We start from the raw sequence: 12595 nt of genomic DNA, 5'->3' as shown, positions 1-12595 counted from the left end.
GAAATCTGAGATATCCCCGCAGCGCCGTCAGGGCAAGAGCGCGCATCTGCCGATCGCACGCGACGTCAGAGCCTCGACATTTGCGGGTGAATGGCGCAAAACGCGCCGATCCTACTGCGGTGGCGTTTTATCATGGCTAATTTGTCGAACCCGACCATCATTCGCATCGCGCGCGAAAGCGGCGAAGAGGCTCTGGCCAGCCCGATTGATCTGGCTGAGCGGGTCCGTACGCTGCGCAAAGAGCGCGGCTGGACCTTGGAGCAGGCCGCGCAAGCTGCGGGTCTGGCGCGCTCCACCCTGTCAAAGATCGAAAACGGCCAGATGTCGCCGACCTATGACGGGCTGAAGAAACTGGCCGAGGGGCTGGGGATCTCGGTGCCGCAACTGTTCACGCCGCCCAAGAACGCAGCGCCGGGGGGCCGGATGACGACCACGCTGCACGGACAGGGCGAGAGCCACGTCACCACGACATATGAACATGAGCTCTTGGCGGGTGGGTTGACGCGAAAAGCGATGCTGCCCTACCGCGCCCGCATTCACGCCCGCAAGTTCGAGGATTTCGACGGCTGGGTGCGCCACGATGGCGAAGAATTCCTGTATGTCTTGACCGGCCAAATCCGATTGTTCACGGAGTTTTATGCGCCGATTGATATGAAACGGGGCGACAGCGCGTATTATGATGCCTCGATGGGGCACAATGTGGTCAGCCTCAGTCCAGAGGATGCGACAATTCTGTGGGTGACATCCCTGTCGGGTTAGTGGCCAAACCAACCGCGCACGGCGTTGGCCCCACCCGAGATATCACGCCCCACACCCTCGACGGTGTTGCACGCTGCAAGCGCGAGCACGGAAATCGTGAGGCAAAGCCAAAGGCTGCGTTTCATTCCTGATACCACCATACCTCGGGCAAGAACCCGGTCCAGTCCCCATATATGGGCAAAACATCAGGAAAGTGCAAGCCTTGAGCAATGGCGAGGCGGCTTTCGGGCGCATACCAGAAGGGAATGACGTAGCGCCCCGCCATCAAAACCCGGTCGAGGGCTTGAACTGCGGCGACGAAATCTGCCTGGCTTCGGGCCTCGACCATGGTGCTGATCAGTGAGTCCACGGCCGGCAACTCGACGCCCGCCCAATTGCGTGAGCCCGGTTGTGAGGCGCCCTCGCTGCCCCAGTACAAGATTTGTTCGTTGCCCGGTGACAGCGACATGGCGCGCAGCAAATAGGTCATGTCAAAGTCAAAATCATTCGTGCGTTCAACATATTGCGCGGCATCAATGACGGTCAGGCGGGCCTCGATCCCCAGCCGCCGCACCGCTTCGATAAAGCTGTTGGCAATCGCCTGCTGCTCGGCTGAACCTTGGAGCAGCAGGATCTCGAAGGTGAAGGCCTCGCCGGCGGCATTGCGCAACACGCCCCGGTCATCGGCGGTCCAACCCGCGTCGTTGAGCAGGCGCATCGCTGCCCGCATCGTCCGTCGATTCGAGCGCGCGTCACTGACCGGCAGGCTGTACCCCTCCAGCGCGCCCGCGGGCAGGTCGGCGGCGAAAGGCTCGAGCAAGGCGCGTACGGCCCCTTCGGCAGGGCCTGGCCGCGGGGCCAGCGCCGAATTGCCGAAATAGGATTGGATGCGCGGTTCGTGCCCGCCGTTGACCGTGTCGTTGATCTGCTCGAAGTCAAAGATCTGGATCAATGCCTCGCGCACGCGCCAGTCGCGGAACCGGCTCTGGCGGGTGTTGAAGACGAAACCGCTCATGCCCGAGGGGCGCTGATGCGGCACCTCGACGCGCCGGATACGACCATCGGCAAGCGCCGGAAAGTCATAGTTGTCTTGCCAGCGCGCGGCATTGGGCTCGCGCCAGACGCTGACGAGTCCGGCCTTGAACGCCTCAAACGCGACGGAGGCATCGCCGAAATACTCATATCGGATTTCATCGAAATTGTGCTGACCCCGGAAAAACGGCAGGTCGGCCACCACCAATCGGGATTTCGCGCAAATGTGATCGAGCGCCCCGGATCAACCGCCGCCACGACATAAGGGCCAGAACCGATGACCGGGACCAGCGACAATTCATCAAACCTGCGCCCACCGGCAAGCGTGTCAAACTGCGCTCGCTGCAAGATCGGGCGCAGCCCCAGCAGCAGCGGCAACTCCCGGTCTGGTTCCGTAAATGTGAACCGCACACGGCGTTCGCCGGTTTGCTCCATCGACGCAATCTTGGACCAGATATTCTGATAGCGGGGGTGGCCTTGCGTGCCGAGGGCCTCGAATGACCACATCACATCGGCAATCGTCACCGCGCTTCCATCCGAGAATCGGGCCCCCTCGCGCAGGGTGAATTCCACGAATCGGCGCGAATCATCCGTCTCAACAGTTTCGGCCAACACCCCGTAAAGGGTGAAAGGTTCGTCATAGCTGCGCCCCAGCAGCGACTGTGTGGTCAGCAGATTGACCCCCCACGGAGCGGTGCCGCGCAAAATGAAGGGGTTGAGCGAATCAAACCCGCCGATCTCGGCAAAAGTCACGCGCCCGCCCTTCGGCGCATCCGGGTTTGCGTAGGGTAAAGACACGAAATCTTGTGGTAGGGCCGGGTCGCCATACATAGCGATGCCATGACGCGGTTGCGCGGTTGCGACGTCGGCAAACCCGGTTAACAGAGCCAAGGCAGACAGGGCAAAGGCGATATTTGCGAGGGTGCGACGGGATAATGTATACATCCGGGAAACAATCCTCTGTGCTGGGGCGAACAAGACCCTCGTAGCCGTGTAAGCCCGAGTAATCAAACTTTTAGCTTGGATAGCTCAGAGGAAAGGTCTATAAGTATCTCACTGCTCGATAGGTTTCTTGCCTGTATGAAACCTGCCTCAACGACTTGCGCCCGCCTTGTGCGGGCGTTTTTTTTGGCACTGGCCATTGTCGCTGACCGCAGTATTCTGCACCTGCAACATTCGCAAGTGAGAGAACCACCACCATGACACATCTCAAAGGGCGCCGGGCCATCGTGACCGGGTCGAATTCTGGAATCGGATTGGGCATCGCCGAGGCCCTGGCAGCCGCAGGCGCGGATGTGGTCCTGAACTCGTTCACCGACGCCGCCGAGGACCACGCCCTGGCCGCGGACATGGCCAAGCGTCACGGTGTTGCCGTGACCTATATTCAGGCGGATATGTCCAAGGCCGATCAGTGCCGCAGTTTGATCGAGCGCGCCGGGGGTTGCGATATCCTGGTCAACAACGCGGGCATTCAATACGTTGCCAAGATCGAAGAGTTCCCCGTCGAAAAATGGGACGCGATCATCGCGATCAACATGAGCTCGGCGTTTCATTGCACCGCCGCCGCCTTGTCGGGCATGTATGCCAAGGGCTGGGGCCGGGTGGTGAACGTCGCCTCGGCTCATGGGTTGACGGCGTCCCCGTTCAAATCGGCCTATGTCGCGGCCAAGCACGGTGTCGTTGGCCTGACCAAGGTGACGGCGCTGGAAGCGGCGGGTAAGGGCATTACCTGCAACGCCATCTGTCCGGGCTATGTGCTGACGCCGATCGTGGAAAAGCAGATCCCCGATCAGATGAAGACGCACAACATGGACCGCGAAACGGTGATCAAAGAGGTGATGTTGGCGCGCCAACCGTCGGGCGAGTTTGCGACAACGGAACAGGTCGGTGGCATTGCCGCGTTCCTGTGTTCGGCGGCTGCGGATCAGATCACCGGCACCACGATCTCGGTCGATGGCGGCTGGACGGCGCTGTAAGCCTGCACAAGGCGACGCGTGCGTCGCCTTGTTCCCCTGATCACACCGGAAGGCCCCGACATGGACACCAAGCGAATCAACCTTGCGCTGCAAGGCGGCGGGGCGCATGGCGCGTTCACCTGGGGGGTGCTGGACCGGCTGCTCGACGAGGACTGGCTGGAGTTCGCGGCGATCACCGGCACTTCGGCCGGTGCGCTCAATGGAGCGGCGCTGAAAGCGGGTCTGGTGGTCGGCGGACGCGAGGGTGCCCGCGCAGCGCTCAGGGCTCTGTGGGAACGTGTCGCAGGGGTTGGCGATCTGAGCGCCGTCGGATGGTTTCGGCCCTTCATGGCCTCGGCGCCGTTTGTCACGCGCCTCAGCGAAGCGATCATGCCGCTCTCGCCGCTCAACTTGATGTCGCAGGTGATCAGCCCCTATGATTGGGGTCCGCTCTGGCGCAATCCCTTGGCACCGGTGGTCGAGGCGCTGTCGCTCGACGAGGTCTGCGCCGACAAGGGGCCAAAGCTGTTCGTCGCGGCGACAAATGTGCATTCGGGCAAGGTTCGGGTCTTTTCCGGCGACGAGGTTACCCACGACGCGATCCTTGCCTCGGCCTGTTTGCCAACCGTTTTCCGGGCCGTTGAAATCGACGGCGAGGCCTATTGGGATGGCGGCTATTCTGGCAATCCGTCGTTGCATCCGCTCTATGATCCGGCCTTGCCCGACGATGTCTTGATTGTGTCCATAAATCCGATGTACCGGCCCAATACGCCCAACAGCGCGCCAGAAATCTTGAACCGGATCAATGAGATAAGTTTCAACTCGGCGCTATTGCGAGACCTGCGCGCGGTTGCTTTCGTCAAGCGATTGATTGCCGAAGGCACCATTACCCGGGGCGCGATGAAGGATGTTCTGGTGCATTTTGTCGCCGATGACGATCTGATGCGTCGCCTGTCGGTGCGGAGCAAATCGACGCCCACGCCCTTGTTGATCGACACGCTTTTCAACGCGGGGCGCGCGGCGGCGACCGGATTTCTTGAGGCCCATGCCGATGACATTGGCATCCGTGGCAGCGTAGACTTGGCCGAGATGTTTGGCTGAGCGCCTAGCGTTTGCGATTGGCGCCGCGCAGTTTGCCGGAGTTGTCCGGGTCCGGGACCACCAGCCCGGCCGAGATCACCAGTTTCGCGGCATCCTCGATGGACATGTCCAGCAAGACGATTTCGTCCTCAGGGACGAACAGCAGAAATCCGGAGGTCGGGTTCGGCGTCGTCGGCAAAAACACCGAAATCAGCTTGGAGTTGGTGTCGAGTTTGCGAGTGATCTCGCCTTTGGTGTCGGTTGAAACGAAGGCCACAGCCCAAATACCGCGGCGCGGATATTCCACCAGACAGGCTTTCTTGAATGATGTGTTCCCGCTGGCAAAAACGGTTTCGGCGATCTGTTTGAGGCCATTGTAGATCGAGCGCACCACCGGCATCTGCGCGACCAGGTTTTCGCCCCAATGGATGAGGCTGCGTCCGATATAGCCCTTTGCCAGCCAACCGACGATCAGCGTGAAGGCCAGAAAGATCAAAAGCCCAAGACCGGGTATGTCGAATCCGGTCAGTTGTGGTGGGAAAATTCGCTGGGGGATCAAGGGCATGACCCGGCTGTCGACAAATTCGACAATGGTCACAATCAACCAGATGGTCAGCACAGCGGGGGCGACAATCACCAACCCGGTCAGGAACGAGGCCCGCAAGCCTGCGAAGAGCCCGCGACGCTGCGGACGGGGAGCTGGGGACATGTGCGATTGCGGCCAATTATAAGGAAATCTTGAATGTATCTAGGGAGCCACGCAAACCGATGCAAGAGGCTCCCTGGAACAAAAAGAGTTACCGCGTGGCGCTGAGTTCCTTGGCGATTGCCGAGGCAAGTCGCGCATTGTTCAGGACCAGCGCGATATTCGCATCCAGCGAGCGACCTTTGGTGTGTTCGAAGATCCGATCCAGAAGGAAAGGTGTCACCTCTTTGGCGCTGATGTTTTGCGCTTCGGCCTCGGCCAAGGCGGCCTCGATGACCGGCACGATCTCTTCACGCGGGATTTCAGCGTCTTTCGGGATCGGGTTGGTCACCAATTGCCCGCCCTTGAGGCCCAGTACCGCGCGCATTTTATGCGAGGCGGCGATCTCGGCGGCCGTGTCCATGCGCAGCGGCGCTTTCAGATGCGACTCGCGAGACCAGAATGCAGGGATGCTGTCCTGGCCCACTGAAATCACCGGAACGCCCATGGTTTCAAGAACTTCCATGGTCTTTGGAATATCCAGGATTGCCTTGGCGCCGGCCGCAACGACGGTGACCGCGGTCTGCGAAAGCTCTGACAGGTCGGCGGAAATGTCAAAACTGGTCTCGGCGCCGCGATGGACGCCGCCGATGCCGCCGGTGGCGAACACGTCGATCCCGGCGAGTTGGGCGCAGATCATCGTGGCGGCAACCGTCGTGGCCCCGGTGCGGCGCATCGCGACACAAGCCGCCAGATCCGCGCGGCTGAGTTTCATCACGTCCTTGGCCTGACCCAAAGCCTCCAGCTGGTCGGCCTCAAGCCCGATGTGGATTTGGCCATTCATCACGACAATCGTGGCCGGAACCGCGCCTGATTTGCGCACTTCCTCTTCGACAGCACGCGCGGTCTCGACATTCTGGGGCCAGGGCATGCCGTGGGTGATGATCGTGGATTCCAAAGCCACAATCGGGCGCTTTTCGGCGCGCGCGGCGGCAACTTCGGCGGAATAGGTCAGGGGCAATGTCATAGGGTTTCCTCTTCAAAGGCGACGTAGGCGGCAGCCGCGGCTTGCGCGCGCGAAAGAGCCGCGTCGCGGGCGGCCCCTTGGCTTTCGGCAAAAATATGCGCGGCCATAAAGGTATCTCCGGCGCCGGTAATGCGCCGCGCGGCGACGACGTGTGAGGCCTGTGTCAATGTGGGCTGATCGCGCATGGCGTCCGAGGCATCGCGCGCGCCATCGGTGACAAGCGCCCGGGCCGCACCGGCGGCGACCAAGCCGGTGGCGGCCTCGGCGCTGGTGGCGAAGTCTGCGCCGCAGATCAACCCGGCCTCCTGCCGGTTGACGTACAGGGTAGCCCCCGGATGGCGCATCACCGAGATCAAGCGCTCGGCCTTGCCCGGGCCCGCCGACGCAAGCCGCAGCGAGGCCGCAACGAACAAGGGGGAGGTCGCGATCTCGGCCAGCAGCGTTGCGGTCAGATTTCCATCCAGCGCAATCTGCCCGCGCCACGGCTCTGCGGCACGGCCCAGCCGCCCGTCAGACAGCGGCGCAAGAATCGCGTCGCCGGCGGTCTCGAGGGAATGCGCGTCCGCAATGGCCCCGACAAGGCCGTTACAATCTTCAATCGCCAGATAACGATCCGTCGGCAACCCCTTGTCGCGATGGACAAAATCCGTGTTGACCCCCAAGGCTTGCGTCGCGGCCACAAGGTCGTGTCCCTCCGGGTCCAGCCCGATCGCCGTCAACACGGCGGGGTGCATCCCAAACCGCGCGAGGGTCATGGCAATATTCATGGCAACACCACCCGGAAGGCGCGAAATATGCCCCGCCATGTCGCTGCGCGTGCGCAAATCCGAGTCCGTACGGCCGATGATGTCCCACAACACCGATCCAATGCACAAAATGTCTGGTTTTGACTTCATTTGACGCGAAAGCTCACAACTAGGGCGCGGTCTGCGGCGTGATCTGGGTCCGTATCCTTGGCGGCTTCGCCGTAAATCGGCACCGCGTCAAGCGAAAGCTGCGCGATTTCAGCGTGTAAGGCGTCGAATGCGGCTTGGAATCCCCTGCGGTTCCAAATCGCCTGATTGACCGACAGGACGAACAGCGCGCCCGGCTTTGCACAGGCTATCAAGGGTCGCAATGCTTCGGGTCCGACATGGCCCTGCGTGAAGGTGCCAGAGCTGACGATTCCAGCATAGCGGGTCTTGTGCGGTATCGATTTGGTGATATCGGCCTCGATCAGATCGCGGTAGAGACCCTTGGCCTTGGCGCGGTTCAACATTTCAGTGGAGAGATCAACAGCGTCAATTGCACCGGTGAAGCCCATGCCCCGCAGGGCGGCCCCCAAAAGACCCGTTCCGGCGCCGACGTCGAGCACGTCGCCCGGCGCAGGATCGGCACGCAGATATGCGGCAGCAACCTCGACCGGCAATCGATAGGCCATCGTGGCCGCGAATTCGGCGTCGTAGGTCTGCGCCCATTCCGCGTAAAGACGCCGACAATCCTCGGGTCCGTTCAGCGCATAAGCACCGATGAGAGATGCGTTATTCATGGTCGAATAGAGGCACGCACGGTCATCAATGTCCAGTGGTTCGATGTGCAATCAAGTCCGCCAATGGCCGATTCCGTGCTTGTGTGGAAAGGGCAAATTGGTTGAAACGCGCGCGTCGTAGTCGGCCTGCGACAGGAACCGCATCCCCGGCGCTTCCATCGGGTCCCGGCTGGCGGCATAGGCCTCGAGCGTTACCTGTGCCGGGCCACTATCCCACCAGGCATAGGGGCTTGAGGTTTGACGCAAACGGGCAGAAATGCGCGCGTGCAGGCGACGAAACAGCGCAAGACCGGGCCGCGCGGCGAGGAAGTTGTTTGCAACGGTGCCGTGCCCGACCTCGATCACCAAAACCGCGCGTGCGTCTTTGAGCCACGGCGTCACCGGGGCGCGGGGATATTCATCAAGATCCGCGAAAAGCCCGCCTGCAACCGCCATATACGCGACCCGAAACAGATCCGCCCGCAAGGCCGGTTGTGCGAGTCGGTCGAACAGCGCCGAAAGATCGGGCGCATTGACCTGCAACCACCGTGCCGCCTCGGGCGCGTCAAAAACGGTCTGCGCGAAATCCGGGTGCTGTGTCGCCCATTGTCTGACGCCGCGCTCCACCGGGGCGCTGCGTTTTCCCTCCCAGTAATGCGCGAGGGTCTGGGGGATGGGCGGCGCATCAGGCGTGGGCGAAAAGACCGGTGGCACAAGGGCCAGGGACCGTGCCGCCAGTCCCGGAGATTGCGAGTCCGCCAGCCCCTTTTCGATTGCGGTCTGGGCGTCCTCTACAATGAGGTCGCGCAAGTCCGGGCTTGGCTCAATGCCCGTTTGCGCGGTCTTCAGCGTGCGAAACTGCGCGAGGTACTCAAGGGACTCTGCGTATTCGCCGTCAAGAAAGGCCGCGCGCGACGCATTCAGGAGCAATCCCATGCGCGTCGGACCCCGTGCGAGCGCCGGGGCAAGGACGTGTCGAGCGGCGGCTATGTCGCGGCGTGCCAAGGCGATCTCGGACGCCCAATAGGCATGGTCGGCCTGATGGGGCCATTGCGCGGGAACCGGGCCGAGCGCGGCCTCGGCTTGCGCCAAATCTCCGCATCGCAGGTGAAATTCACCCATCCGAAGTCGCGCCCAATGCCTGCCATCCGGTGTTTGTGGGAGACGCGCGAGGCGCAGGGTTTGTACGGCAGCTTCTGGCAAACCAAGACGCGCGAGAGCCGTGGCAGACACCATTGGATCCGGTGCATCGGCGCTATGTTGATCCGCGAGCGTATCCCAATCTTGCAACAACTCCCGTGCGTTATAGTAGAGACTTCTGAGTGTGGGGTTAAGGGGATAAAGCCGATGCGCTGCAACCGCAAAATGTAAGACATTCAGATGGTCGGGGTTGGTTTGCGCCGATGCCTCTTGCAACAAGCACCGGATATGCTGCGCAAGTTGCCGCGGCGTCCATTCCCATGGCGTCGCCGGATCGGTGGACTGCGACAGCAAATTCCGGGCGCGTTGGTAATCACCCTGCTCAAGGAACAGGCGGATTTTCAGGGCAATACCCTCGGGATGTTCCGCGCCGCACCGCAGTTCATAGGCCTGCATCATCTGTGCCGCCATGCCGAAATCGCGCTCGACGATGCAAACGTCAATCAACCACGACCACAACGCAGTCATTGCCGGGAGCGAGGCCTTCTCGAGGTCCACCCGTCGGCGCAGCGCCTGTGCACCGTCGATGCGCCAGGTCTGCAAAAGCGACAGGCGCACGCCCTCGGGCCCCGGTATGCGCTCGGCGGTGTCACCACTCAAGATCGCCAACTCGGCGCGTGCCACGCGATCTGCGTGGAAAGTAACCGAGCTGGGGTCAAGTTTTGCAACCGTGTCGCGCGCAAGCGCCGTCTCACCCCGCCTCCACGCGGCCCATGCCACGCAAGAATATCGACGGTTTTGCGTAAGAACGGTCCGGTGCAGGTGATCCAGTGCGTCGCGTGGATTGGCTGAGGTTTCCAGAGCCAAGACCGCCATGTCGATCGACCAGGGCCAAAGGATCAAGGCCTTTTGCGTCGCCAGAGGGGTTATGATCCCGTGTGAGGAGTAGCGCGTAAGGGTCTTTAAACACGCAGAATAATCGGATTGGTCCGTCAGTGAATCGGCAAGTCTGCGATCCAGGTCGCCGGACTCGACCACATGTCCGAGCCACAGGGCCTTGGCAAGTGCGTGGTCCATCTCGCTAGGCCTCAAGCAATCGTGCGCCTTCGGTAAATCGCATGTTGAGCGCGGAGTCGACCCCAACGCGCGTTTCCCACGTCAGACCTTGCAGGAACATCAAGACCGAACGCTCCATCGGGAATTGTTCGCTTGCCCAGACACGTTTGTTCATCATCGCCGAAAACCCCTTGGCGGCGGCGCCGGTGATCGCGTCCTGTTCCAGATCGAGCGCCTTGAAAATCTCGGCGACACTGTCCTCCCGGTTGGTATGAAAATCTTCATAGTTGATCAGCATCATGTCCGGATACTGTACCCGCCACGCGGCGATATTCTTGAGATATTGCCCATGCAGCGTCAATCGAGCCTCTTTGGCGAACTCGAAGAACCGGTCATTCAAAGCCAGTGGCGTCGAATACCCATTGCCGTAATGCCACAAGATATGCATCCGCAGCGCAGACACCGCGCGGGCCAAGGGATCACGCAGGATATAGATGACCTTTGCCGATGGGTTCAGCGATTTGCACTCGGCGATTTGGCTGTCAGACAAATAGGCATATTCGGGCGTGAAATCCATTGTCAGACAATCGGCGCGGGGCGGTGTCATCAGTTGACGATACCATGCAACTCCGCGGTGGTGGTTCCAGTCCCAGAAATGGGCTTCCTTGTCGGTTGAGGTTATCGGTTCGGAATCCGCAAAAGACCAGGTTTGGGGGTGAAAATTCAGAACGGAATGAAGCCAGCTTGTCGAGCCTTTCTGGCATCCGATGCACAGGATATCCGTGATGTTCTCGCGCTCACTCATGGCATTGCCTCGCAGAGCAATCGACCCTCGTCAAAGGTCATGCCGAGTTCAGATTTCTGCCTGCTCGTTTTTCAGGCCATGTGACGCCTTGCAGGAAATGCAGGCAATCGGCATCAAGCTGATAGGCGGGCGTTTTCCACACGACATCTTTGGCGCGGTGTTCGATCTCGAGTTTGACGTGATCCGGCAAGTCTCTGGTATTCAGTGCACAATGATCAAATATCTTTGCCAGGGTTTGCATCGGGGAATCGCGCAGGTCTTCGAAATTGATCAACAAAAGGTTCGGATACTGGCGCCGCCAGCGCTTTGCGTTTCTGGCATAAGCGCCTTGCTCCCAAAGACGGGCGTTTTTGCACCGCTCCAGAAAATCGCGCCCGAACGTAATGGTGTGACTGTCGGGCGACTGGCCGTTTGTCGCCCACATGGTGCGCATCCGAATGGCGGATATGGCGCGCGCCAGCGGATCTCGAAGGATATAGATGACCTTTGCGGTTGGATTGATGGCCCGGCATTCTGCAATCTGTGCATCTTTGAGAAAGGCATATTCAGGCGTAAAATCAAGGCTTTGATGGTCATCGTCAAGAGGGCGCATGAGGACGCGGTACCAATCGTCGCCGCGGTGTCTGTTCCAGTCCCAGTAATGCGCTTCCTTTGACGTTGAGGTAACGGGATCGAAGTTTGGAAAGGCCCAGGTATCCGGATGCGCCGAGAGAACCCGATGCAGCCAGCTTGTCATCGCCCGTTGCGCCCCGATACAGAGGATGTCCGCCGCGGAGTCCCGGGTCATGACGCCCGCTTTTCCGCCAGGTCGGACAGGTCCGACGGCAATGGCCAGCGGGCCTGATAGGCGCGCAGATGATGGGAAAGGCGGTCCGGGTCTTTTGCCGCGATCGAGGCTTCGACTGCCTTGCGACGGCGGTAGGGGTTTTCGCCCGCCAGAAGGGCGGTTTCAAAGCACGCCAATGCAAGCAGGTTCTCTCCCGCGCGCAGGCAAAGGTCGCCGATCATGCGCAAGGCATAGCCCGCGCTGCCGGGTTTGTCGTCCTGAAATCCCGGCGCTGCAATCCTTGCCTGCATGGCGGGCTGCAAAATCCGGGCTATCGCCACACCGCGATCCAGACGGTTGAAATCAAAGACGGGGGCGACAGAGGCGGCGACCTGGCTGGGGTCGCGCGTAAAATGCTCGGGGTCTTGAGCCAAGCGGTTCTGCATGTGATGCGCGGCCATATCGGCGACTTGCCAAGTGCGCAGAAACTCCAAATACAAGAAAACGTCGAGTGGATTGCTGGCGTCGATGGCCGCAGGCCAGTGGGTCATGTCGTTCAGTGACAGGGTCTGGCCGAGAACCGGGTCCTGCACCTGTTTTTGCGCGCGATGCATCAGCGCCTGAGCGTCCCGGTGCAAATGTGGCTCGAAATCCGTGACGTCTGCGGTGTCGCCGTCGCCCGTGATCATGGCGATACATCGGAATCGCGCCCGTTTCTGACTGTGATCCTCAAGGCGCAAAAACACATCAATCCGATCCTGGCAGCGCAGGGCGATTTCACTCGGATCTGTGTCAAACATCTGC

At 60.8% G+C, this 12595-nt stretch carries 12 protein-coding genes and 1 pseudogene; 3 read left to right on the top strand and 10 right to left on the bottom strand.

The window, feature by feature from the left end:
* Nucleotides 1-132: 132 nt before the first annotated feature.
* Entirely contained in the window at nucleotides 133-759 is a 627-nt protein-coding gene (locus VDQ28_RS16275; protein ID WP_323036924.1) for an XRE family transcriptional regulator, read from the top strand.
* Here VDQ28_RS16275 and VDQ28_RS16270 read toward each other — a convergent pair.
* A complete protein-coding gene (locus tag VDQ28_RS16270) occupies nucleotides 756-884 on the bottom strand; it encodes a hypothetical protein (protein ID WP_323036923.1) in 129 nt (42 codons plus the stop codon). The two genes, VDQ28_RS16275 and VDQ28_RS16270, sit on opposite strands and share 4 nt — an antisense overlap.
* Nucleotides 881-2715: pseudogene (locus VDQ28_RS16265) on the bottom strand (extracellular solute-binding protein). The gene VDQ28_RS16270 and the pseudogene VDQ28_RS16265 overlap by 4 nt, the downstream one beginning before the upstream one ends.
* Nucleotides 2716-2969: 254 nt before the next feature.
* Here VDQ28_RS16265 and VDQ28_RS16260 point away from each other — a divergent pair.
* Together VDQ28_RS16260 and VDQ28_RS16255 are read left to right on the top strand one after the other, a co-directional pair.
* Nucleotides 2970-3746 (top strand): 3-hydroxybutyrate dehydrogenase, encoded by a 777-nt coding sequence (locus VDQ28_RS16260; protein WP_323036922.1) that lies wholly within the window; start codon nucleotides 2970-2972, stop codon nucleotides 3744-3746.
* Between the two features lie 60 nt (nucleotides 3747-3806).
* Entirely contained in the window at nucleotides 3807-4826 is a 1020-nt protein-coding gene (locus VDQ28_RS16255) for a patatin-like phospholipase family protein (protein WP_323036921.1), read from the top strand.
* A 4-nt stretch (nucleotides 4827-4830) separates the two neighbouring features.
* Here VDQ28_RS16255 and VDQ28_RS16250 read toward each other — a convergent pair whose 3' ends face one another.
* The 8 genes from VDQ28_RS16250 to VDQ28_RS16215 all read right to left on the bottom strand — a co-directional run bounded on the left by VDQ28_RS16250 (nucleotide 4831) and on the right by VDQ28_RS16215 (nucleotide 12591).
* The gene (locus VDQ28_RS16250) at nucleotides 4831-5514 is read right to left on the bottom strand and encodes a DUF502 domain-containing protein (protein ID WP_323036920.1); all 684 of its coding nucleotides are present in this window, start codon (nucleotides 5512-5514) and stop codon (nucleotides 4831-4833) included.
* Nucleotides 5515-5602: 88 nt separating this feature from the next.
* A complete protein-coding gene (locus VDQ28_RS16245) occupies nucleotides 5603-6517 on the bottom strand; it encodes a pseudouridine-5'-phosphate glycosidase (RefSeq protein ID WP_323036919.1) in 915 nt (304 codons plus the stop codon).
* Nucleotides 6514-7413 carry a PfkB family carbohydrate kinase gene (locus VDQ28_RS16240; RefSeq protein WP_323036918.1) on the bottom strand — a complete coding sequence of 300 codons (900 nt, stop codon included), beginning with the start codon at nucleotides 7411-7413 and terminating at the stop codon, nucleotides 6514-6516. The genes VDQ28_RS16245 and VDQ28_RS16240 overlap by 4 nt, the downstream gene beginning before the upstream one ends.
* Nucleotides 7410-8096 carry a class I SAM-dependent DNA methyltransferase gene (locus VDQ28_RS16235; RefSeq protein ID WP_323036917.1) on the bottom strand — a complete coding sequence of 229 codons (687 nt, stop codon included), beginning with the start codon at nucleotides 8094-8096 and terminating at the stop codon, nucleotides 7410-7412. The genes VDQ28_RS16240 and VDQ28_RS16235 overlap by 4 nt, the downstream gene beginning before the upstream one ends.
* Nucleotides 8097-10241, bottom strand: a complete 2145-nt coding sequence (locus tag VDQ28_RS16230; RefSeq protein WP_323036916.1) for a glycosyltransferase — start codon at nucleotides 10239-10241, stop codon at nucleotides 8097-8099.
* 4 nt (nucleotides 10242-10245) lie between these two features.
* Nucleotides 10246-11025, bottom strand: coding sequence for a sulfotransferase domain-containing protein (locus tag VDQ28_RS16225; RefSeq protein WP_323036915.1), 780 nt, complete (start codon nucleotides 11023-11025; stop codon nucleotides 10246-10248).
* Between the two features lie 37 nt (nucleotides 11026-11062).
* Entirely contained in the window at nucleotides 11063-11812 is a 750-nt protein-coding gene (locus VDQ28_RS16220; protein WP_323036914.1) for a sulfotransferase, read from the bottom strand.
* Entirely contained in the window at nucleotides 11809-12591 is a 783-nt protein-coding gene (locus VDQ28_RS16215; RefSeq protein WP_323036913.1) for a hypothetical protein, read from the bottom strand. The genes VDQ28_RS16220 and VDQ28_RS16215 overlap by 4 nt, the downstream gene beginning before the upstream one ends.
* Nucleotides 12592-12595 lie beyond the last annotated feature (4 nt).

This window comes from Pararhodobacter sp., from assembly GCF_034676545.1.
Taxonomy (GTDB): domain Bacteria; phylum Pseudomonadota; class Alphaproteobacteria; order Rhodobacterales; family Rhodobacteraceae; genus Pararhodobacter.
The sequence above is the reverse complement of the archived record's forward strand: the minus strand, read 5'-3'. Positions and strand labels throughout refer to the sequence as shown.